Source organism: Pseudoxanthomonas sp. SGT-18, assembly GCF_003931645.1.
GTDB lineage: Bacteria > Pseudomonadota > Gammaproteobacteria > Xanthomonadales > Xanthomonadaceae > Pseudoxanthomonas.
Genome location: NZ_RRYJ01000001.1, coordinates 440,193 through 463,068 on the forward strand (window position 1 = coordinate 440,193; position 22,876 = coordinate 463,068).

General features: G+C 71.8%; 16 protein-coding genes. 10 read left to right on the forward strand and 6 right to left on the reverse strand.

Going from position 1 to position 22,876, the window contains the following annotated elements; translation table 11 throughout:
- The first annotated feature begins 17 nt into the window (after positions 1-17).
- The 4 genes from EIM47_RS02010 to EIM47_RS02025 all read left to right on the forward strand — a co-directional run bounded on the left by EIM47_RS02010 (position 18) and on the right by EIM47_RS02025 (position 5,527).
- A complete protein-coding gene (locus EIM47_RS02010) occupies positions 18-2,261 on the forward strand; it encodes a TonB-dependent receptor (protein ID WP_125075927.1) in 2,244 nt (747 codons plus the stop codon).
- A 105-nt stretch (positions 2,262-2,366) separates the two neighbouring features.
- Positions 2,367-3,980 (forward strand): hypothetical protein, encoded by a 1,614-nt coding sequence (locus EIM47_RS02015; protein WP_037034314.1) that lies wholly within the window; start codon positions 2,367-2,369, stop codon positions 3,978-3,980.
- A 72-nt stretch (positions 3,981-4,052) separates the two neighbouring features.
- A complete protein-coding gene (locus EIM47_RS02020; RefSeq protein WP_028914628.1) occupies positions 4,053-4,880 on the forward strand; it encodes a DUF3014 domain-containing protein in 828 nt (275 codons plus the stop codon).
- Positions 4,881-4,939: 59 nt separating this feature from the next.
- On the forward strand, positions 4,940-5,527 hold the full coding sequence (locus tag EIM47_RS02025) for a DUF4166 domain-containing protein (RefSeq protein ID WP_051403626.1): 588 nt from the start codon (positions 4,940-4,942) through the stop codon (positions 5,525-5,527).
- A gap of 10 nt (positions 5,528-5,537) precedes the next feature.
- Here EIM47_RS02025 and EIM47_RS02030 read toward each other — a convergent pair whose 3' ends face one another.
- A complete protein-coding gene (locus EIM47_RS02030; RefSeq protein WP_125075928.1) occupies positions 5,538-5,819 on the reverse strand; it encodes a GIY-YIG nuclease family protein in 282 nt (93 codons plus the stop codon).
- 119 nt (positions 5,820-5,938) lie between these two features.
- Here EIM47_RS02030 and clpB point away from each other — a divergent pair, with 119 nt between their 5' ends.
- Together clpB and EIM47_RS02040 are read left to right on the forward strand one after the other, a co-directional pair.
- Positions 5,939-8,524, forward strand: a complete 2,586-nt coding sequence (clpB, locus tag EIM47_RS02035; protein ID WP_125075930.1) for an ATP-dependent chaperone ClpB — start codon at positions 5,939-5,941, stop codon at positions 8,522-8,524.
- 164 nt (positions 8,525-8,688) lie between these two features.
- Positions 8,689-9,975: an O-acetylhomoserine aminocarboxypropyltransferase/cysteine synthase family protein gene (locus tag EIM47_RS02040; protein ID WP_125075932.1), complete on the forward strand. Its 1,287-nt coding sequence runs from the start codon at positions 8,689-8,691 to the stop codon at positions 9,973-9,975.
- A gap of 79 nt (positions 9,976-10,054) precedes the next feature.
- Here the strand turns inward: EIM47_RS02040 and ybaL are convergent, their stop codons facing one another.
- Positions 10,055-11,761, reverse strand: a complete 1,707-nt coding sequence (gene ybaL / locus EIM47_RS02045; protein ID WP_125075934.1) for a YbaL family putative K(+) efflux transporter — start codon at positions 11,759-11,761, stop codon at positions 10,055-10,057.
- A 260-nt stretch (positions 11,762-12,021) separates the two neighbouring features.
- A complete protein-coding gene (locus tag EIM47_RS02050; RefSeq protein WP_125075935.1) occupies positions 12,022-14,421 on the reverse strand; it encodes a TonB-dependent receptor in 2,400 nt (799 codons plus the stop codon).
- Positions 14,422-14,583: 162 nt separating this feature from the next.
- Between EIM47_RS02050 and EIM47_RS02055 the strand changes: the two genes are divergently transcribed.
- Positions 14,584-16,470, forward strand: coding sequence for an ABC-F family ATP-binding cassette domain-containing protein (locus EIM47_RS02055; RefSeq protein ID WP_019397106.1), 1,887 nt, complete (start codon positions 14,584-14,586; stop codon positions 16,468-16,470).
- A gap of 37 nt (positions 16,471-16,507) precedes the next feature.
- Here the strand turns inward: EIM47_RS02055 and EIM47_RS02060 are convergent, their stop codons facing one another.
- A complete protein-coding gene (locus EIM47_RS02060) occupies positions 16,508-17,383 on the reverse strand; it encodes a LysR substrate-binding domain-containing protein (RefSeq protein ID WP_125075937.1) in 876 nt (291 codons plus the stop codon).
- Positions 17,384-17,619: 236 nt separating this feature from the next.
- On the opposite strand from EIM47_RS02060, the gene bla reads away from it, so the two are divergent.
- From bla to EIM47_RS02075, 3 genes are all read left to right on the forward strand, one after another.
- Positions 17,620-18,546, forward strand: coding sequence for a class A beta-lactamase (gene bla, locus EIM47_RS02065; protein WP_125075938.1), 927 nt, complete (start codon positions 17,620-17,622; stop codon positions 18,544-18,546).
- Between the two features lie 300 nt (positions 18,547-18,846).
- The gene (locus EIM47_RS02070; RefSeq protein WP_019397109.1) at positions 18,847-19,131 is read left to right on the forward strand and encodes a zinc ribbon domain-containing protein; all 285 of its coding nucleotides are present in this window, start codon (positions 18,847-18,849) and stop codon (positions 19,129-19,131) included.
- A 189-nt stretch (positions 19,132-19,320) separates the two neighbouring features.
- The gene (locus EIM47_RS02075) at positions 19,321-19,593 is read left to right on the forward strand and encodes a hypothetical protein (RefSeq protein ID WP_019397110.1); all 273 of its coding nucleotides are present in this window, start codon (positions 19,321-19,323) and stop codon (positions 19,591-19,593) included.
- Positions 19,594-19,692: 99 nt separating this feature from the next.
- Here the strand turns inward: EIM47_RS02075 and EIM47_RS02080 are convergent, their stop codons facing one another.
- Both EIM47_RS02080 and EIM47_RS02085 read right to left on the reverse strand, forming a co-directional pair.
- Positions 19,693-20,607, reverse strand: a complete 915-nt coding sequence (locus tag EIM47_RS02080; RefSeq protein WP_019397111.1) for a DUF3011 domain-containing protein — start codon at positions 20,605-20,607, stop codon at positions 19,693-19,695.
- A 77-nt stretch (positions 20,608-20,684) separates the two neighbouring features.
- Complete coding sequence (locus EIM47_RS02085) at positions 20,685-22,799, reverse strand: phosphoglycerol transferase I (RefSeq protein WP_125075939.1); 2,115 nt, start codon at positions 22,797-22,799, stop codon at positions 20,685-20,687.
- Between the last annotated feature and the right edge of the window lie 77 nt (positions 22,800-22,876).

Here is a 22,876-nt window from a genome sequence, read left to right on the forward strand (position 1 = left end):
CCACGAGGAGCCACCCGATGAACCCGTCGCACGTCATCCCGGCCCGGCGCTGCCGCCTGGCCACCGCCGTCGCCCTGCTGCTGGCCGTGCCGGTGCTGCACGCCCAGGAGGCCTCCACCCTCGATGCGGTGCAGGTCACCGCGCAACGCAAGGTCGAGAACATCCAGGACGTGCCGGTGTCGATCACCAGCGTGGATGCGGAGAAGCTCGAGCTGTATGGCTCCGGCGGCGCCGACATCCGCTTCCTCTCCGCGCGGGTGCCCAGCCTCAACATCGAGTCGTCCTACGGCCGCGCCTTCCCGCGCTTCTACATCCGCGGCCTGGGCAACACCGACTTCGACCTCAATGCCTCGCAGCCGGTGTCGCTGGTGTACGACGAGGTGGTGCAGGAGAGCCCGCTGCTGAAGGGCTTCCCGCTGTTCGACCTGGAGCGTGTGGAAGTGCTGCGAGGCCCGCAGGGCACGCTGTTCGGGCGCAATACCCCGGCCGGCGTGGTCAAGTTCGAATCGGTGCGGCCGTCGCGGGAGTTCGGCGGCTACGCGAAGCTGGGCCTGGGCAGCGACGAGATGGTCAACTTCGAGGGCGCGGTCGGCGGCGCGCTGGGCCAGCGCTGGTCGGCGCGCCTGTCGGCGCTGTACCAGCGCCGCGACGACTGGGTCGACAACACCCTCGACGGCGCGCCCAACGAGGGTTTCGAGGGCTACGACGAATCCGCGGTGCGGGTGCAGTTCCTGTACGAGGGCGACGCCTTCGAGGCGCTGCTGAACCTGCACCGGCGCGACCTCAACGGCACCGCGCGCCTGTTCCGCGCCAACATCATCCAGCCGGGCACGAACGACCTGGTCCCCGGCTTCGACCGCGAAAAGGTCTCGCTGGACGGCGTGAACTTCTCCGACCTGGAGACCTGGGGCGCCAATGCGCGCCTGCGCTGGGACTTCGATGGCCTGGTGCTGCACTCGATCAGCGGCTACGAGACCGCCGAGTCGCTCAACCGCGGCGACATCGACGGCGGCTACGGCGCGGTGTTCCTGCCTGATTCCGGCCCCGGCGTGATCCCGTTCGCCTCCGAGTCGGCCGACGGCCTGCCCGACCACGAGCAGCTGACCCAGGAGTTCCGCCTCGAATCGGACAACGACGGCCCGTTCAACTGGCAGGCCGGCCTGTTCTGGTTCCGCGAGGACATCACCATCCACGGCTTCAACTACGACTCGCTGGCCCCCGGCAACCCGCAGGCCGGCTTCGCCGTGCAGCAGCAGGAGAACACCGCCTGGGCCGTGTTCGCCTCCGGCGAGTACGACGCCACCGACCGGCTGAAGCTGCGCGGCGGCCTGCGCTATACCCGGGACAAGAAGGACTTCGCCGCCCAGGTGGTCGAAGGCGCGCCGTTTGGCGCGCCGGTGGGCGGCCCGTACCGGGTGCACACCGACGCCAACGATGTCAGCTGGGACGCCAGCGTGGTGTACGCGGTGGACGAGGACGTGAACCTGTACGCGCGCGTGGCCAAGGGCTTCCGCGCGCCCTCCATCCAGGGCCGGCTGCTGTTCGCCGATCCGGGCGCGCCCAACGGCGGCGTGACCACCGCCGATTCGGAGGAGGTGATCTCCTGGGAGGCCGGCATCAAGGCCGACCTGTGGGACCGCCGCGCGCGCCTGGGCTTCTACCTGTTCCGCTACACGGTCGACGACCAGCAGATCATCGCCGTCGGCGGCGGCAGCAACATCGCCACCCTGCTCAACGCCGACCGCACCGTGGGCCAGGGCTTCGAGCTGGACCTGGAGGCGTACCTGGCCGACCAGCTGCTGGTCACCCTCGGTTCCAGCTACAACGACACCGAAATCCGGGACGACACCCTGGCGGTGGCGCCGTGCGCCGCCTGCACCGTGACCGACCCGCTGGACGCATCCGGCCGCGCCCTGATCGACGGCAACCCGTTGCCGCAGGCGCCGGAGTGGGTGCACAACCTCAGCGCGCGCTATGGCGTGCCGCTGGCCGGTGGCGAGCTGTACTTCCTCACCGACTGGGCCTACCGCAGCGAGGTCAACTTCTTCCTGTACGAGTCGCGCGAGTTCCGCGGCAAGTCCTCGCTGGAAGGCGGCCTGCGCATCGGCTACCTGTGGAACCAGGGCGACCGGGAAGTGGCACTGTTCGGCCGCAACATCACCGACCAGGAGCGCATCGTCGGCGCGATCGACTTCAACAACCTCACCGGCTTCCTCAACGAGCCGCGTACCTGGGGCGTGGAGTTCCGCACCCGGTTCTGACCGCGGACGGGGCCGCCGCCGCCGCCGGCCCCGTCGCGCCTTCCCAGCCTCACGGGCCGGCCGGCGCCGTCCCGCTTCCACGCGACCCGAGCGAAGACCATCCCGATGTCCAATGCCCCCGTCCAGCCCCGCCCCCTGCCCTGGATCGTCGCCGGCGACCTCAACGGCTTCTTCGGCCTGGTGGTCGACAACCTGTCCATCCTCGGCTTCATCGCCGCGGCCCTGGTCGGGATCTTCCAGTTCCCGGCGGAGGTCGTGTTCGGGCGCATGTTTCCCGGCACCGCGCTGGGCGTGCTGGTGGGCAACCTGGTCTACACGGTGATGGCGCGGCGCCTGGCACTGCGCAGCGGGCGCGACGACGTCACTGCCATGCCACTTGGCCTGGATGCGCCGACCAGCATCGGCATGGCCCTGCTGGTGCTGGGTCCTGCCTATGCCGGCTTCACGGGGCAGGGCATGGCCACCGATGCGGCGGCAATGGCGACCTGGCAGCTGGGCATGGCCTCGCTGGTGGTGATGGGCGTGCTCAAGCTGGTGCTGTCCTTCGCCGGTGACTGGGTCACGCGGGTGCTGCCGCGCGCGGCACTGCTGGGTTCCATCGGCGGCGCCGCGCTGGCGCTGCTGGGTTTCCTGCCGCTGATCGAAACCCTGCGCAATCCGGTGGTCGGCATCGCCACCCTCGGCCTGCTGCTGTACGTGCTGGTCGGCAAGGGGCGGCTGCCATGGCGGGTGCCGGGCGTGTTCGCCGCGTTCGTCGCCGGCACCGCGCTGTACTACGGGCTGGGCCTGGCCGGCCTGGGCCTGCCGGGCTTCGAACTGCCGCCGCTGCAGCCGCTGGCCTTCGTGCTGCCGCTGCCCAATGCCGGCTTCATCGCCGGACTGCCGTATACCGTGCCCTACCTGCCGCTGCTGCTGCCGTTCGGTCTGCTGATGGTGGTCGGCGGCATCAACGTGGCCGAAAGCGCGCGCGCGGCCGGCGACGACTACCGCACCCGCGACGTGTTGCTGGCCGAGGCGGTGTCCACCCTGGTCGCCGGTTTCTGCGGCGGCGTGGCCCAGACCACGCCCTACATCGGCCAGCCGGCGTACAAGCACATGGGCGCGCGCCACGGCTACACCCTGCTGACCGGCCTGTTCATCGGCCTGGGCGGCGTGTTCGGCTACGTGTCGATGCTGGTGCAGTGGCTGCCGGTGGCGGTGCTGGCGCCGATCATCGTCTACGTCGGCCTGGACATCACCCTGCAGGCCTTCCACGAAAGCCCGCGCCGGCACGCGCCGGCGGTGGCGCTGGCGTTCCTCCCGGCCATCGCCTACCTGCTGGTGATCAAGCTGGGCAATCCGGCCTGGATCCCGACGGCGACCTTCGCCGCGCTGTACGAGGGCGGCGACGGCCACGGCCTGGCCGACCTGGCCGCAATCGTGACCCTGGGCAACGGCTTCATCATCACCGCGATGCTGTGGGGCACGGCGCTGGTGGCGCTGGTGGAGCAGCAGCCGCGCCGTGCCGCAGCGGTGCTGCTGCTGGCCGCGCTGCTGACCCTGGTCGGGGTGGTCCACTCGGTGGATCCGCGCGGCGGGATCTATCTGCCGTGGTCGCTGCAGGGCGTGCGCGCCACCATCGCCTGGCAGTTCGCCGCGGCCTACGCGGTGCTGGCGCTGCTGCTGGGCCTGCTGTCGTTGCAGGCGCCGCGCCCGGCGCAGGCGCCCGGCGCGCACTGAATCCGACCGGCGGCGGGAACCCCGCGCGCCGGCGCCGGTCACACCTGCATGTCCGCAACAGAAGGAGACGACATGCAGCAAGCACGCACGCGGCCGGCCCGTTGGCCCTGGCTGCTGGTGGCCATCGCGGTGGCCGCGGCCGCCTGGTGGCTGTTGCGGCCCGCGCCGCCGGCGCAACCGCAGGCACCGGCGGCGGCCTCCGCACCGGCGACCGGCGACGAACTGCCGCCGCCGCCCATGGCCGGCGAGGACGGGCCGCCTGGCATCCAGCATCCGGTGGAGCCGCCCGCCGAGGCCGCCGACGCGGCCATCCCCGCCCTGGCCGACAGCGATGCGGTGGTGCTGCAGGAACTGGAGGCACTGGCCGGCGACGCCCCGCTCCTGTCGATCCTGGTGCGCGAGCACGTGGTGCAGCGCCTGGTGGTGATGGTCGACAACCTCACCCAGCCGCATGTGCCGGCCACGGCGCTGGCCTTGCGCCAGGTGCCCGGCGGCTACGCGGTGGTGGAAGGCGAGGGCGGCACGGTGGCCGATGGCGAGGCCAATGCCGCGCGCTATGCGCCTTACGTGGCCGCCTTCGCCGCGGCCGACGCGCAGCGCATGGCCGCGCTGTACCGCCGCTTCTATCCGCTGTTCCAGCAGGCCTATGCCGAGATCGCCGGCCCGGACGCGTACTTCAACGACCGCCTGGTGCAGGTGATCGACCACCTGCTGCAGGCGCCGGTGCCGCCGGCCGGCGCGGAGCTGGTGCGCGATGAACGCGGGCGCTGGCGCTACGCCGACCCGGCGCTGGAATCGGCCTCGGTCGGGCACAAGGCGCTGATGCGGCTTTCCGCCGCGCAGCAGGCCGAGGTCAAGGCCCAGCTGCGCGCGCTGCGCCGGGCACTGGCGCGGCCCTGAGGGCCACGGGCGGGCGGCGCGGGAGTATCCTGCCCGCCCGCCCGTGCCGTTTCGCCCCGATGTCCGGCGCCGCCCCACGCCCGTTCTCCCTGTCCACGGCCGCCGAGCCCACCGTGTTCCAGCAGCTGCTGGGCGCGCCGTTCTTCAACCTCCCGCCGAGCCTGCGCCGCCTGCATTCGATCCGCGGCCAGGATGCGTTCGCCGGCGAAGTGGACATCGAGCGCGGCCGCGGCCTGCTGGCGCGCCTGTGCGGCCGCCTGGCGGGCATGCCTCCGGCGATGCAGGCGGCGCCGCTGCGGGTGGAGTTCAGCGCCGATCCGCGGTCCGAGACCTGGCGCCGCCAGTTCGGCAGCCACCGCCTGGCCACCCGCCTGCGCTGCCGCAAGGGCCTGCTGGCCGAGCGCCTGGGCCCGCTGCAGTTCCGTTTCGCGGTGCACGCGGCCGAGGGCACGATCTACTGGAACGTGGCCCGCGTGCGCCTGCTGGGGGTGCTGCCGCTGCCGGCGCGGCTGTTCCAGCGCGTGCGCTGCCGCGAATGGGAGCAGGACGGGCGCTACCACTTCCACGTGGAGGCCGCCCTGCCGCTGGCCGGGCCGGTGATCGCCTACCACGGCTGGCTGGAACCGGCTGCGGACGAAGCCGGCTGAGGCGGCGCGCTCAGGCGGGCAGGTCGGCCGGGCCGGTCTGCAGCAGGAAGGCCAGCTTGCGTTCACGCGGCAGGCGCTTGATCTGCCACTCGGCGCGCGAGGCACTGGCGCGGTCCGGGAACGGGCGGCTGCCAAGCAGGCGCAGCGGCGGGTTGGCCCGGGTATAGCGCGCGCCCTTGCCGGCCAGATGGGCCTGGTAGCGCACCTCCACGTCCGGGCTGATGCCGGCGTACCAGGCGCCGTTGCGGCATTCGATCAGGTACAGGAACCAGGGGCGGGCCGGGGCGGGCATGGCCGGATTATCCCGAACGGAGGCCGGCTCTGCGTATCGCCGGGGCTTGAAACCGGCCAGGCCAGCCGCATCTGGTGGACATCGCCGGCCTCGCCGGCCCCCTCTTCGAGGAATATCCGATGCGGATGGACAAGCTCACCTCGCGTTTCCAGCAGGCGCTGGCGGACGCGCAGTCGCTGGCCGTGGGCCGCGACCACAACCTGCTCGAGCCGGTGCACGTGATGGTTGCCCTGCTGGACCAGGCCGGCGGCAGCACCCGGCCGCTGCTGGCCCAGGCCGGGGTCAACGTGCCGCTGCTGCGCGAGCGCCTGGGCGAGGCCCTGGAGAGGCTGCCGAAGGTCGCCGGCCAGGCCGGCAGCCTGTCGGTCGGCAACGACCTGGGCCGGCTGCTCAACCTGACCGACAAGCTGGCCCAGCAGAAGGGCGACCAGTTCATCGCCAGCGAGTGGTTCGTGCTGGCCGCGCTGGAGGACACCGGCGCCGTCGGCCAGGCGCTCAAGGCCGCCGGCGCTGACAAGGCGCGCCTGCAGGCGGCGATCGACAAGGTGCGTGGCGGCGAGACCGTGCAGTCGGAGAACGCCGAGGACCAGCGCCAGGCGCTGGAGAAGTACACCATCGACCTCACCGCGCGCGCCGAGTCCGGCAAGCTGGACCCGGTGATCGGCCGCGACGAGGAAATCCGCCGCACCATCCAGGTCCTGCAGCGCCGCACCAAGAACAACCCGGTGCTGATCGGCGAGCCGGGCGTGGGCAAGACCGCGATCGTGGAAGGCCTGGCCCAGCGCATCGTCAAGGGCGAGGTGCCCGAGCAGCTCAAGGGCAAGCGCGTGCTGAGCCTGGACATGGGCGCGCTGATCGCCGGCGCCAAGTTCCGCGGCGAGTTCGAGGAACGGCTGAAGGCCGTGCTCAACGACCTGGCCAAGAACGAAGGCCAGATCATCCTGTTCATCGACGAGCTGCACACCATGGTCGGCGCCGGCAAGGCCGAGGGCGCCATGGACGCCGGCAACATGCTCAAGCCGGCGCTGGCCCGCGGCGAGCTGCACTGCATCGGCGCCACCACCCTGGACGAGTACCGCCAGTACGTGGAGAAGGACGCCGCGCTGGAGCGCCGCTTCCAGAAGGTGTTCGTGGGCGAGCCGAGCGTGGAGGACACCATCGCCATCCTGCGCGGCCTCAAGGAGCGCTACGCGGTGCACCACGGGGTGGAGATCACCGACCCGGCGATCGTGGCGGCGGCGACCCTGTCCAACCGCTACATCGCCGACCGCCAGCTGCCGGACAAGGCCATCGACCTGATGGACGAGGCCGCCAGCCGCATCCGCATGGAGATCGACTCCAAGCCCGAGGAGCTGGACCGCCTCGAGCGCCGCCTGATCCAGCTGAAGATCCAGCGCGAGATGTTGAAGAAGGAGACCGACGAGGCCTCGAAGCAGCGCCTGGCCGACCTGGAGAGCGACATCGGAAAGCTCGAGCGCGAGTTCGCCGATCTCGACGAGGTGTGGAAGTCGGAGAAGGCTGCCCTGCAGGGCGCCACGAAGATCAAGGAGCAGATCGAGCAGGCCCGGCTGGAGCTGGAGGCCGCCCAGCGCCGCCAGGACTACGCGAAGATGAGCGAGATCCAGTACGGCGTGCTGCCGGCGCTGGAGAAGCAGCTGGCCGCGGCCGACGAGGCCGAGAAGAAGGAGTTCCGCCTGGTCCAGGACAAGGTGACCGCCGAGGAGATCGCCGAGGTGGTCAGCCGCTGGACCGGCATCCCGGTCAGCAAGATGCTGGAGGGCGAGCGCGACAAGCTGCTGCGCATGGAGGAGGAGCTGCACAAGCGCGTGGTCGGCCAGGACGAGGCGATCCGCGCGGTGTCCGACGCGGTGCGTCGCTCGCGTGCCGGCCTGTCCGATCCGAACCGCCCGATCGGCTCGTTCCTGTTCCTGGGCCCGACCGGCGTGGGCAAGACCGAGCTGTGCAAGGGCCTGGCCGAGTTCCTGTTCGACAGCCCCGAGGCCATGGTCCGCATCGACATGAGCGAGTTCATGGAGAAGCACTCGGTGGCCCGCCTGATCGGCGCGCCCCCGGGTTACGTCGGCTACGAGGAGGGCGGCTACCTGACCGAGGCCGTGCGCCGCCGGCCGTACTCGCTGATCCTGCTGGACGAGGTGGAGAAGGCGCATCCGGACGTGTTCAACATCCTGCTGCAGGTGCTGGACGACGGCCGCCTGACCGACGGCCAGGGCCGCACGGTGGACTTCCGCAACACGGTCATCGTGATGACCTCCAACCTCGGCTCGCACCAGATCCAGGAACTGTCCGGCGACGGTTCGCCGGAGGCCTACGTGCAGATGAAGGCGGCGGTGATGGGCGTGGTGCAGGCGCACTTCCGCCCGGAGTTCATCAACCGGCTGGACGAGATCGTGGTGTTCCACCCGCTGGACAAGGCGCAGATCAAGTCCATCGCCCGGATCCAGCTGCACGGCCTGGAGAAGCGCCTGCACGAGCGCGGCCTGAAGCTGGAGCTGTCGGACGCGGCCCTGGAAGTGCTGGGCAACGTCGGCTTCGACCCGGTTTACGGCGCCCGTCCGCTCAAGCGCGCGATCCAGGCCCAGGTGGAGAACCCGCTGGCGCAGAAGATCCTGTCCGGCGAGTTCGGCAACGGCGACACCGTCAAGGTGGATGCCGACGGGGGCCACCTGGTCTTCGCGCGGGCGTGAACTGGTGATGGGTGATCGGGGCGGGCGGCGCCTGGGGGCGCCGCCCGCCTTTGCGGAATGAGGACATTCCGCGCGGCGATGGTTGGCCCTGAAACCGTGCGATCCGTCGCGCCTTTGCTCGGCTATCTTCGGCGCTCCTGTCCACCGCAACCGCGAGCGCATCGATGAGTGCACCGAACTGGAAGCCCGAGACCCTGGCCGTCCATGCCGGCTACAGCCCGGACCCGACCACCCGCGCGGTGGCGGTGCCGATCTACCAGACGGTGGCCTACGCCTTCGACAACACCCAGCACGGCGCCGACCTGTTCGACCTCAAGGTCCCGGGCAACATCTACACCCGGATCATGAACCCGACCCAGGACGTGCTCGAGCAGCGCCTGGCCGCGCTCGAGGGCGGCATCGGCGCGCTGGCCCTGGCCTCGGGGCAGGCCGCGATCACCTATGCGATCCAGACCATCGCCGAGGCCGGCGACAACATCGTTTCCTCCAGCGCGCTGTACGGCGGCACCTACAACCTGTTCGCCCACACCCTGCCGCAGTTCGGGATCGAGGCGCGGCTGGCCGACTACCGCGACCCGGACGCGTTCGCCAGGCTGATCGACGGGCGCACCAAGGCGGTGTTCGTCGAGTCGATCGGCAACCCGCGCGGCAACGTCACCGACATCGAGGCGGTGGCGAAGGTCGCGCACGAGCACGGGGTGCCGCTGATCGTGGACAACACCGTGGCCACGCCCTACCTGCTGCGGCCGTTCGACCATGGTGCCGACATCGTGGTCCACTCGCTGACCAAGTACCTGGGCGGCCATGGCAACAGCGTCGGCGGCGCGATCGTCGATTCCGGGCGCTTCCCCTGGGCCGAGCACAAGCAGCGCTTCCCGCGCCTGAACGAGCCGGACGTCAGCTACCACGGCGTGGTCTACACCGAGGCCCTGGGCCCGGCGGCCTACATCGGGCGCGCGCGGGTGGTGCCGCTGCGCAACACCGGCGCGGCGATCTCGCCGTTCAACGCGTTCCTGATCCTGCAGGGCATCGAGACCCTGGCGCTGCGCATGGACCGGATCAACCAGAACACCCTGGCCGTGGCCCGCTACCTGAAGCAGCACCCGAAGGTGGCCTGGGTGAACTACGCCGGCCTGGACGACCATCCTGAGCATGCGCTGGTGCGCAGGTACCTGCCGAAGGGCGCTTCCGGCCTGCTGACCTTCGGCCTGCCCGGCGGGCGCGAGGCCGGCGCGCGCTTCCTCGATGCGCTGCAGCTGTTCACCCGCCTGGTGAACATCGGCGACGCCAAGTCGCTGGCCACCCATCCGGCATCGACCACCCACCGCCAGCTGTCGCCGGAGGAACTGGAGAAGGCCGGGGTCAGCGAGGACACCGTGCGCCTGTGCGTGGGCATCGAGCACATCGACGACCTGGTCGCCGACCTGGAGCAGGCGCTGGCAGCGGCCTGATGCGAAACGGCCACCGCGGGCGGGTGCCGCGGTGGCCGTGGATCGACAGGGTGAACAGGCTTTCCACGCGTGTCCCGGGTCAGACCGGCGGCACCGCCACGTCGCCGCGGTTGGCGTAGCGGTAGGCCGGGGTCGACATGACCATCTCCGCCAGCGAGTAGGCCAGCTCGCGCTCGGCCATGACCGCGCCGTCGGCGCCGTGGGCCAGCAGGTGCTTGACCTCGGCGTCGCTGTGCGCGCGCGCCAGCACCGGCAGGGCGGGGTTGAGCGCGCGCAGCTTGGCGATCGCCTCGCCGGCTTCCAGCGGCTGCGGGATGGCGAGGATGGCGATGCTGGCCGATTCCGGATGCGCCTCGGCCAGGACCTTGTCCGAGGCGGCATGGCCGCGGATGCCGGGAATGCCGGCGGCGTGGGCGCGGTCCACGTGCAGGCTGTTGTCGTCGATGATCACCACCGGCACGCCGCGGTCGCGCAGCACGTTGGCCAGTTCGCTGCCGACCCGGCCGTAGCCGATCACGATGGCGTGGTTGCCGGCCTGCAGCGGCGGCCCCGGCTGCACCTCCGGCTCCGGCTGCACCTGGACCTCCTCGCGGTGGCGCGCCTCCCAGCGGTCCAGCAGCATGAAGATCATCGGGTTGAGCATAATCGAGATCAGCGCGCCGGCCAGCACCAGGGCCTGGCCGGTGGGCGGCAGGATCTGCAGGCTCACGCCCAGGCCGGCGATGATGAAGGCGAACTCGCCGATCTGCGCCAGCGAGGCGGAGATGGTCAGCGCGGTGGCCTTGGGGTGGCCGAAGGCACGCACGATCAGGAACGCCGCCGCCGACTTGCCGAACATGATGATCGCCGCGGTGCCCAGCACCTGCCAGGGGTGCTCGAGCAGGATCTTCGGGTCGAACAGCATGCCGACGGAAACGAAGAACAGCACCGCGAACGCGTCGCGCAGCGGCAGCGAGTCGTTGGCCGCCTTGTGGCTGAGCTCGGACTCGTTGAGCATCATGCCGGCGAAGAACGCGCCCAGGGCGAAGGACACGCCGAACAGGGCCGCGGCGCCGAACGCCACGCCCAGGGCGATGGCCAGCACCGACAGGGTGAACAGCTCGCGCGAACCGGTGGCGGCGATGCGCTCCAGCACCCACGGGATCACCCGGCGCCCGACCAGCAGCATCACCGCCACGAACAGGCCCAGCTGGACGAAGGTCCAGCCGATCGAGGCCATCACGCTGCCGAAGCTGTGGCTCTCGCCGCCGGCCTGCGGGCCGAACAGGCCGGCGATCACCGGCATCATGACCAGGGCCAGGACGCAGGCCATGTCCTCGACGATCAGCCAGCCCACCGCGATCTTGCCGCGCACGGTCTCCAGCAGGCGCCGTTCCTCCATGGCCCGCAGCAGGACCACGGTGGAGGCGGTGGCCAGGGAGAAGCCGAACACGATGCCATGCAGGTGCGACCAGCCCATCAGCCAGGCCACGCCCCAGCCCAGCAGGGTCGCCACCGCGATCTGCGCCACCGCGCCGGGAATGGCGATCCACTTCACCTCCAGCAGGTCCTGCATGGAGAAGTGCAGGCCGACGCCGAACATCAGCAGCATCACGCCGATCTCGGCCAGCTGGTTGGCGATCTCCTGGTCGGCGACGAAGCCCGGCGTGAACGGGCCGACGCAGATACCGGCGATCAGGTAGCCGACAAGCGGGGAGAGGCGCAGGCGGTTGGCCAAGGCGCCGAGGACGAAAGCCAAGGCCAGGCCAACCGCGACGATGTCGATCAGGCTGGTGTCGTGATGCATCAGGGGAGGTCGTGTGCGGGAATCCGCCCGGCCCCCGAGTTTCGCTGATGCCGGTGTCCCGCGTAAATAAAACGTTGGCACGAATCGTGCCGCGTGCTCGTCCGGTCCTGGCCGCCGAAGTGGACCAGGCTTCGTGGGACAGGGAAAGCCGGGCTGGAATCACCCGGGTGCCGCGGCGGCGCGGCCCCCGCGGCCAGTCGGGCCCAAAAGGAAAGGCCCCGGCAATGCCGGGGCCTCCATGGGGAGCGGACCGCGCCCGCTTACCAGGCGTAGCCCACCCGGCCGTACACGTAGCGGCCGTTGAAGCCGAACGGCGAGTACAGGCTGTACGGGATCATGCCGGAGGTGGAGTTCACGAAGATCGTCTCCTCTGGGTACTCGTCCAGCACGTTGTCCGCGCCCAGGGTGAGGGTCCAGCCGGTGGCCGGGCGGAAGCTCACCGCGGTGTCCAGGGTCCACCTGGCGCTGTAGGTCTGGTCCTGCGCCGCGATGCTGGCGTGGCGGCTGGTGAACTCGCCGTAGCGGGTGGCGTTGGCGCTGAAGTCCCACTGCGCCAGCTTCCAGATCGCGCCCAGGGCGAACTTGTCGCGCGGCGCGCCTTCCTCGATGCGCCCGCGCTCGTCGCGGCCGATGCGCTCCAGGTTGGCGCCCAGCGAAGCCAGCGCCGCCGGGTTGGGGGCGATCCGGGTGACCTCGGTCTTGTTGTGGTTGTAGCTGGCGGTCAGGTCCAGGTTTGATGCGGCCAGCGGCACCGACCAGGTGCCGACCACGTCCACGCCGCGGGTGCGGGTGTCGACGGCGTTGTTGAAGTAGCGCGCCGCGGTCACCCCGGGGAAGCCGAGCCCGGCCAGCAGGTCCTGCGCCGCCTGGTTGCCGGTGAGGTTGAGGTTGGACGACAGCACGATGCGGTCGTCGACCTCGATCTGGTAGGCATCGATGGTCAGGTACACCCGCTCGGCCGGCTGCAGCACCAGGCCCAGGCTGTAGGACAGCGAGGTCTCGGCCTTCAGCGGCTCGGCGCCCAGGGCCTGGGCGACGGCGCCGGTGGCCGGGAAGGTGCCGGTTTCGGTGACCACGCTGTTGTTGATGTTGGTGGTGACCGCCTGGTAGTTCTGCTGCGCCAGGGCCGGGGCGCGGAAGCCGCTGGCCACGGTGGCGCGCAGGGCGACCGCGTCGCTGAAGGCGTAGCGCGCCGAGAGCTTGCCCGAGGTCTCGCTGCCGAAGTCCGAGTAGTCCTCGTAGCGGGCGGTGATGCCGGCCGACAGCCGCTCGCTCAGGTCCGCCTCCAGCCCGGCGTAGACCGCATGGCTGTCGCGCTGGTAGCTGCCGGCGTTGCGCGGGGTGAAGCCGCCGAAGCCCTCGGCGCCGGAGCCGAAGTAGGAATCCGGCTCGCCCGGTCCCTGGCGCCATTCCTCGTCGCGGTACTCGGCGCCGAAGGAAACGGTGGCCGGGTAGGCCAGGCCGATGTCCAGGGTCTTGGCGAAGTCGGCGTTGAACACGTCCTGGGCGTAGTGCAGGTTGCCGGCGTAGAAGCTGCGCGGGCTGTCCACGCCCAGCGCGTAGTTGATGGTGTTGCGGGTGTGGAAGTCGAGGTCGTTGCTGCCGAAGCTGTAGCTCAGGTCCCAGGTCCAGCCGCTGGCGGTGCTGCCCTTGTAGCCCAGCACCGCGCTGCGGTCCTTGGAATCCTGGTCGATCTGCGGCACGTAGCCGTCCGGGTAGACCTGGGCCAGCAGCGCGCCCTGGTTCCTGTGGTTGCGCGAGCGGTAGAACGCGAACGAGGTGATGTCGCGGTTGCTGGCGATCGCGGTGAGGTAGACCTGGGAGCGCTCGCCGACGTTGAACGCGGCGTTGGCCGAGACCGCGAACTGGTCCACGTCGGCCTCGCCGAAGCGGAAGGCGCGCTCGCCCACGCCGGGGAAGTTGCCGGTGTGCGGCGCGGTGCCCTGGTAGGGGCCGGAGCGGTTGGTCGGGTCCTGCTGCCCGACCTGGGCGGCCAGGTGCACGGTGCCGCCTTCGCGGCCCAGGCTCAGCCCGGCGTCGCCGGCCAGCTGCCACTGGGTGCCGTCGCCCTCGGAATACTCGCCGCCGCTGGCGACCAGGCTGCCGCCTTCGCCGGCGCCCTTGAGCACGATGTTGACCACGCCGGCGATCGCGTCCGAGCCGTACTGCGCCGAGGCGCCGTCGCGCAGCACCTCGACCCGCTCGATCGCCGCCACCGGGATGGCGTTGAGGTCCACCGCCGAGGAGCCGCGGCCGATGGTGCCGTTGACGTTGACCAGGGCCGAGACGTGGCGGCGCTTGCCGTTGACCAGCACCAGCACCTGGTCCGGCGACAGCCCGCGCAGCTGCGCCGGGCGCACGCCGCTGGTGCCGTCGGCCATGGCCGGGCGCGGGAAGTTCAGCGAGGGCAGGGCGCGGGCCAGGGCGGTGGCCAGCTCGGTGGTGCCGGTGGCCGACAGCGCCTCCGGGGTGATGATGTCGATCGGCGACTGCGATTCGGCGACCGTGCGGTCGGCGATGCGGGTGCCGGTGACGATCAGGGTGTCGAGCATGGAGGGGGCGCGGTTGCCGGTGTCGCCGGCGTCCTGGGCATGCGCCGCCGGAGCGGCCAGCAGGGCGGTGGTCACGGCGGCGGCGAGAAGATGCGGCTTGAGGGCCATGGGGGGGGTACTCCTTGCTGCGTGGAACGGATGCACTGCACTGTTGGCGGTCCAGGACTGGATGCTGGCCCGCTGGGATGTCAAGTATTCGTTAACGTAGAATGGACGTCGCAGGATGCCTGGCCATCTGCACATTCCCTTTCGTTCTAAGTCCTCCGTCCGATGATTTCCCTGCGCAACTTCGCGCTGCGCCGCGGCGAGCGCCTGCTGCTGTCGAACGTCGACCTGGCCCTGCACGCGGGCTACCGGGTGGGCGTGGTCGGACGCAACGGCACCGGCAAGTCCAGCCTGTTCGCCGCCATCCGCGGCGAGCTGGAGCCCGACAAGGGCGACGTCGACCTGCCCGGCAGGCTGCGCATCGCCTCGGTGGCGCAGGAGACGCCGGCGTTGCCGGAGCCGGCGCTGGATTTCGTGCTTTCCGGCGACGAGGTCATCGCCAAGGTACTGCGCGAGGAGGCCGAGGCCAACGCCCGCGAGGACTGGGAGGCCGTGGCCGCGGCGCACCAGAAGCTGGCCGAGCTCAACGGCTACGACGCCGAGGCCCGCGCCGGGCGCCTGCTGCACGGCCTGGGTTTCCCGGCCGAGACCCACCGCCGCCCGGTGGCCTCGTTCTCCGGCGGCTGGCGCGTGCGCCTGAACCTGGCGCGCGCGCTGATGATGCCCTCGGACCTGCTGCTGCTGGACGAGCCGACCAACCACCTGGACCTGGACGCGGTCTACTGGCTGGAGCAGTGGCTACTGAAGTACCCCGGTACCTTGCTGCTGATCTCGCACGACCGCGAGTTCCTGGACAACGTCGCCACCCACACCCTGCACCTGCACGGCGGCAACGCGAAGCTGTACGTGGGCGGCTACACCGACTTCGAGCGCCAGCGTGCCGAGCAGCTGCGCCAGCAGCAGATCGCATTCGAGAAGGAGCAGGCCGAGCGCGCCCACCTGCAGAGCTTCATCGACCGCTTCAAGGCCAAGGCCTCCAAGGCGCGCCAGGCGCAGAGCCGGATGAAGCGCCTGGCCAAGCTGGCCGGCACCGAGGCGGTGCGGGTGGAGCGCGAGTTCACGATCGAATTCGCCTCGCCCAGCCGCCTGCCGCATTCGCTGATCCGGCTGCAGGACGCGCAGTGCGGCTATCCGCCCGAGCCGGGCAGTGGCGGCCAGCCCGCGGTGATCCTCAGGGACGTCGGCTTCGGCCTGGAGGCCGGCGACCGCATTGGCCTGCTTGGCCCCAACGGCGCCGGCAAGACCACCCTGGTGCGCACCCTGGTCGGCGAACTGCCGCCGCTGGCCGGCGAGCGCAACGCGCACCCGGACCTGCGGATCGGCTACTTCGCCCAGCACACGGTGGAGTCGCTGCGCGAGGGGCAGTCGCCGATCGACCACTTCCGCGAACTCTCGCCGGACGCGCCGACCCAGGCCTTCCGCGACTTCCTCGGCAAGTGGAACTTCCCCGGCGACCGCGCCTTCGAGCCGGTGGACGGCTTCTCCGGCGGCGAGCGCGCGCGCCTGGCCCTGGCCCTGATCGCCTGGCAGCAGCCCAACGTGCTGCTGCTGGACGAGCCGACCAACCACCTGGACCTGGAAATGCGCGAGGCGCTGGCCGAGGCGCTGGCCGACTTCGACGGCGCGATCGTGATGGTCAGCCACGACCGCCACCTGATCGGCCTGGTCTGCGACAGTTTCTGGCGCGTGGCCGACGGCGTGGTCGAGCCGTTCGCCGGCGACCTGGACGACTATGCGGCGTGGCTGCGCACCCGCCCGGTGGCGCAGGGCACCCGCGCGCGCCTGGAGCAGGAAGCGGCGCCGGCACCCGCGCCGGCGGCGGCCGCGCCTCCGCCGGCGCCGGCGAAGAAGCCGGCCAACCCGGTCAAGCTGGCCGCCGCCGAAAAGAAGGTCGCCGAGCTCGAGGCCCAGCTGGCCGAGGTGGACGCGCAGCTGGCCGATCCGGCCAACATGTCTGACCCGGCGCGCCTGGCCGCCCTGGCCCGCGACCGCGAGGCCCTGGCCGCGCGCCTGGAGCAGGCCGAGCAGGCCTGGCTGGAAATGCTGGATTGAAGGCCTGGGCGCGGTCGTGCGCCCGCCCTCCGGCCGCTTACTCCGCGGCCCGGCCCTGTTCCTCCAGCCACAGCCGGAACCGCCGCGCCGGCTCGCGCTCGGCGCGCGAGCGCAGCCGGGTCAGCCAGTAGCGGCCCAGGTCCACGGTCTGCGCGAACGGCTGCAGCAGCCGGCCCTCGCCCAGCTCGCGCGCGAACAGGCGCAGCGGCAGCAGGGCCACGCCGGTGCCGGCGGCGGCCGCGGCGGCCAGCGCCAGCGAGGAATCGAACACCGGCCCCCGCGCCTCCACGCCGGCAACGCCGGCGGCGCCCAGCCAGCGCGGCCATTCGTCGGCGCGGTAGGAGCGCAGCAGCGGCACGCCGGCCAGGTCGCCGGGCCCGCGCAGGCGCTCGGCCAGCTGCGGCGCGCACAGCGGCGCGAACGGGGTATCCAGCACCGGAGTGCAGGCCTGGCCCTGCCAGTCGCCGTCGCCGAAGCGGATCGCCAGGTCCAGGCCCTCGCTGGCCAGGTCGATGCGGTTGTTGTGGGTCTGCACCCGCAGTTCGATGTCCGGGTGCGCGGCCTCGAACGCCGGCAGCCGCGGCAGCAGCCAGCCGGCGGCGAAGGTCGCCACCGCGCCCACGGTCAGCACCTGCCTGCCCTGCGCGCCGAGGAAGCGCTGCATGCCCTCGGCGATGCGGTCGAACGCGTCCTGCAGCACCGGGTACAGCGCCGCGCCCTCCTCGGTCAGCGCCACCCCGCGCGGCAGGCGGTGGAACAGGGCCACGCCCAGGCGCTGCTCGAGGGTACGGATCTGGTGGCTCAGCGCGGCCTGGCTCACGCACAGCTCCAGCGCGGCGCGGGTCAGGTTCTGGTGGCGGGCGGCGGCCTCGAAGGCACGCAGCGCGTTGAGCGGGAGCGGCGGGCGTGGCATCGCGGACGGAAGTGAAGTGGACGGCCGAGGCTACCGCAGCTGGACCGGCGCGGTGTCCCGGGCCGGCAGCCGCCCCGGCATCCGTGCAGGTCTGCAAGGCGGGCGCCGACCACGGCAGTGCCGGGAACCTGCACGGCGCCACAAGGACAGCTAATGGCTGTTCCCGAAAACTTGCGATGGTGGCCCGTCGCCGGCCCTGCCCATACTCGGCTCCCACCCCCGAGGAGGATGGATCCATGCCCGACCGCCGCAGTTTCCTGCAGTCCGCCGGCCTGGCCGCCGCGTCCATGCTGGCCATGCCGGCACTGGCCCGCGCCGCCGTCCCCGCGAGCGCGGCCGCCGGCGACAGGACGCGGGCACGCATTGCCGCCGCACCGGACTTCGCCGCGCTGGAGGCGGCCAGCCAGGGCCGGCTGGGCGTGGCGGTGCTCGAGGCCGGCAATGGCCGCTACCTGGCCGGGCACCGCGCGGACGAGCGTTTCCCGATGTGCAGCACGTTCAAGGCGTTGCTGGCCGCGGCGGTGCTGGCACGGGCCGATCGCGGCGCGCTGGACCTGGACGAACGCCTGCCGGTGCGCGCGGCCGACCTGGTCCCGCATGCCCCGGTCACCCGCCGCCACGTGGGCAAGGACCTGGGCGTGCGCGACCTGTGCCGGGCCATCGTGACCATCAGCGACAACACCGCGGCCAACCTGCTGTTCGCGCGGATCGGCGGGCCTGCGGCGCTGACCGCGTTCCTGCGCGGCCTGGGCGACACGGTCACCCGCAGCGACCGCCTGGAGCCGGAAATGAATGGCTTCGTCCCCGGCGACCCGCGCGATACCACCAGCCCGCGCGCGATGGCCACCAGCCTGGGCCGCTGCGTGGCCGGCGCGGTGCTGGCCCCGGCCTCGCGCCTGCAGCTGGCCGACTGGCTGATCGACAACACCACCGGCGACGACTGCCTGCGGGCCGGGATCGGCCCGGAGTGGCGGGTTGGCGACAGGACCGGCAGCAACGGCACCGACATCCGCAACGACGTGGCCGTGCTGTGGCCGCTGGCCGGCGGCAGCCCCTGGGTGGTGGCCGCCTATCTGGAGGGCTCCCGGGTCGACAGTGCCGCCCGCGACGCGGTGCTGGCGCGGGCGGGGCAGCTGGCGGTGGCGTCGATCGCGGCGGCCTGAGCGTACGGACGGGGCGGAGCAGCGGTGCCGCGGATCCGGCGCCGGACGGTCACGGGCGTGCGCCACGCTTGCCCGGGCTACGCCTGCTGACCGGGACGGCCAGGGGCGCGGGCCGGGGCCAGGCGGCCGGGGCGCGCGTGGCCGGCATCGGCCGCGGGTTTGCCGGCGTTGGGGTCCAGGGGAGCGCCGACCCGGGCTGCGCCCCGGCCGGGGGCGGACCGCTGCCCGGGGCAGGCGGCCCTTGAAAACGTGAATAGGCATCCCCATAGCGGACCTGGTTTTTCCCATCGCGTGTGTGCCATGCCCATCTACGCCTTCCAGTGCGCTGCCTGCGGTCATGCCTTCGACCGCCTGCAGAAGCTGTCCGATGCCGATCCGGAGGTCTGCCCCTCCTGCAACGCGCCGGGCCAGGTCCGCCGCCAGGTGACCGCGCCGTCGTTCCGCCTTGCCGGCGGCGGCTGGTACGAGACCGACTTCAAGAAGGACGGCGACAAGAAGCGCAACCTCGCCGACAAGGGCGACGGCGGCTCCGGCTCCTCGGGCTCGTCCGCCAGCAGCTCCTCCAACGCTACCGCGACCAGCTGAGCGCGGCGTCCCGGGGCGCCGCGCCGCCGGCCCCCGGAGGATCGGTTCCCGGGCCTGGTACGCGCCAGGCCCGTCCTTGCATCCCGCAGTCCCCACCCGGTCCGGTCGGCCATGCGTCGATGGTCTGGCTCGCGCCACGGCGGCGCGGCGGTCATGATCGGCGCCAGGACCACGAAGGGGAGGGGAAGCATGCAGATCACGCCGTCGCCGGTCACCGCCGCCGTGGCCGGGATCGTCTCGGCCCTGGTGATGGCCGTACTGTGGCCGCGCCTGGGCGACGACAGCCTTTACTGGGTACTGGCCTTCGTGCTGGTGATCGCCCTGCCGCTGCACGTGTTCGTGGTCGGCTTCGGCCGTGCCCGGCCCGCCAACAGCGCCGATCCCGCCCTCATCCGCCGGGTCGCCGTCTGGCTGGTCGCCGCGGTGGTGACCCTGGGGATCGGGCAGCTGTTTGGCACGTGAGCGGTGATTCCGGACGGGTGATTGGTGACAAGTTTCCAATCACCAATCACCAATCACGAATCACCAATCACGAATCACGAATCGCCAATCCCGCTCCAGTCAGCGCACCCCAAACCTCGCCCGGCACCCGCCATCCACCCAGACCGAATTGCCGGTCCAGCCCCAGGTGCGGCCTTCCTCGCAGCGGGTGCTGGACAGCTGCTGCACCAGCACCGGGCGTCCGCGGCGGCGATCCCAGTCGCAGGTGCGGCGGCGCTTGTTCTCGCTGCTGCAGGTCACGCTGTAATCGCTGGTGCCGGGCGGACCCGGGCGATGGCCCGGCGCCGGGCCGCGGGCGACGGAGAATTCGGCGCGGCAGCCGTCGTCCACCCACAGGCTGTTGCCGCGCTGGCCCCAGGTGCGGCCTTCCACGCAGGCGGTCTTCGACAGCTGCCGCACCAGTACCGCGCGGCCGTTGATGGCGCAGGTCCGGCGCTTGTTGTCCTGGCTCTCGCAGCGCACCAGTTCGCCGGTGCCGCCGCCGTTCCAGCCGCCGCGGCCTTCGGCGAAGCGTCCACGACAGCCATCGTCGACCCACATGGTGCCGCCGCCGCCGCCGAAATTGCGGCCTTCGATGCAGCGCGTGCCGGAGATGTTCTCCACCAGCACCGGGCGGCCGTTGAACGGGGTGCGGCATTCGCGCCGGCGACGCTCGTTGCTGGAGCAGACCACGGTGGCGCCGGCCCAGCTGGAGCCGTTCCAGCGGCGGTTGCCCTGGCCGCGCAGGGAGCCGGAGATGTCCGCGCGCACCTGGCCCATGCCCCAGCCGCGCTCGACCTGCTCCAGGTAGAAGGCCAGCTGGTCGTCCGGGATGGCGCGCCCGCGCGACTGCGCGGCGTACTCGCGCTCGATCAGCTCGACCCGCTGCGCCGGCGGCAGCGTACGCAGGTCCTCGACCGGACCGCGCGCTGCGGCGGGCAGGCTGGAGGCCAGGCCCAGGCATAGCGCCAGGGCGAAGGCGGGGACTCGGCTCATTGCAACTCCTTGCATGCAGCATCCGGGAAGTGGCGGGAATTTGCCGGGCAGGTGCTTAACGCCGCCCGACCTGCGCTTCAGCCGCGGCCGCGGCCGCTGCGGGCCGGCACCACCGCCACGCGTTCCACCTCCATCTCCTCGGTGTAGTCCAGCCAGGCGCGGATCACCAGCTGGTCCACCCTCGAGTCCAGCCACAGCGGCAGGCGGATCTGCTGCCCGGGGCGGCCGGGGTCGACCTGCACCCACTCGCGCGCGCGGACCACGGTGCCGTCGTCGGACACCGCCTCCAGCCAGAACGAATGCGAGGGCAGGTTGCGCGCCTGCATCCGCAACTGGTACTGGCCGGGCTGCATCGGCCGCTCCTGGCGCGCCACGGTCAGCGCGCGGCGTGGCCGCGGGCGGGCGTCGGAGGCTTCCTGCAGCGGTGCGTCGACCTGGATGCCCTGTTGCAGCTCGGCTTCCGAATAGAGGGTCAGGGCGTTGTTGCGGTCCACCACCAGCGCGCACCACTCGCCCTTGCCGGGCTCGTCGAGGAAGGCGGTGCAGCGGTCGACGTAGGCCAGGATGTTGTCCGGATCGCGCTGGGCGAACTGCCGCGGCGCGTCCTCCAGCACGATCGAGGCGATGTTCCAGCCCTGGTCGTACTCCAGCATCACCGGCGGGCGGATGCGCTGCACCCCGGCCACCACGCGGTCGTCCTCCACCCGCAGGGTGCGGGTCTCGCTGCCGGTCCACAGCTGGCGGGCGAAGCCCAGATACAGGGGGTAGCGCTCCGGGTCGCGGCGCGCGGCCACGCTGGCGCCCGGTAGCGCCGGATCGCCCAGCAGCGAGCGGCCGAAGCCCAGCGCGCCCAGCTCCGGGTCCAGCAGCTGCAGCAGGGTGGCGCCGGTGTCCAGGGTGGTGCCGGCGGTGGCGACCTGGCGCGGTTCATGGCCGCTGCCGAGGAACAGCAGCAGGTTCTCGCGCTTCATTCCGGCCAGCACGTCGGACAGGTCGTTGGGCATGGCCAGGTGGTCGGAGGCGATCACCACCAGGGTGTCGTCCGCCCAGGGACTGCTGCGGATGCGCTCGACCAGGCGCCCGATCAGGCGGTCGCTGCAGGCGATCGCGCGCAGCAGGCCGATGTCGCCGTGCGGGCTGTCGTAGCGCACGTCGCTGCAGGAGCGCGGCAGGTGCCCGGCCGGGTGGTGGGTGTCCATGGTCAGGGCGGTGAGCATGAACGGCGTGCCGGCCCGGGACAGGCGCTGGAAGTCTTCGTACACGCTGTCCAGCAGCACGTCGTCGTGCACGCCCCAGCTGGAGAAGTGCTTCTTCGCCACCCCGCGCTGGCGGAACCAGGCCTGGTCCTTGACCGTGGCGAAGCCGTGGCTGGCCAGGAACCGGTCCTTGGCGGCGAAGGCCGAGTCGGCGCCGCCGCTGAAGTGCAGGGCGTAGCCCTGCTGGGCGAGGTAGTCGCTGAGGCAGTGCGCGCCAGGCAGGAACTGCTCCATCCGGCCCATGCTGTTCTCGTCGCCGCGCGCGGCGGTCAGCGGCACCCCGCACAGCGAGGCCACCATCCCGGCGATGGTCCAGCCGGTGCCGGGCGGTGAGGCCACGTCGCGGAAGTCCAGGGCCTCGCCCGCCAGCCGGCGGAGGTTGGGCACCAGGCCGGGGAACACGGTCTCGTCGAAATAGGTGCGCTCGAGGCTCTCGGCGTAGATCCAGACGATGTTGCGGCGCTGTCGCAGCGGGCGGTCCGGGACCACGTACTCGGCCGCGACCTGGGCCGCGTCCACCGGCCGGCTGTGCTGGTACAGGCGCCAGGCGTCGCGGGCCAGCGGGCTGGCCAGGGCCGCGACCAGGAAGGTGGCGGCGAAAACCGGGAACACCACCGGCGGGCGCGGCGGGACCGGGCGCCGGCGGGCATGCCGCGCCAGCCAGGCCGGCAGCAGCAGTGACAGCAGCACCAGCACCGCGGCAATGGCCAGCGGGCCGCTGAAATCGGCTACCCCGGCGCCCTCGATGCCGCTGGAGAGGTGGTACAGGGTCGCCGCGTCCACGCCGTCGCCGCTGAGCTGGTCCACCAGCCACCACAGGCTCAGCGCGACCAGCAGGGCGGCCAGCAGCGCGGCCTTGGTCCGCGCCAGCCGTGGCGAGGCCACCACCAGCGCGGCCAGTGCCGCCAGTGCCGCGACCAGCAGCACCCCCGTCATGCGCCAGCGCCCGTTTGCCCGGCCGGAGCCGTCTTCGGCGTGTCATGCAGGGGTGTCATGCTCATCGGGGCACCTCG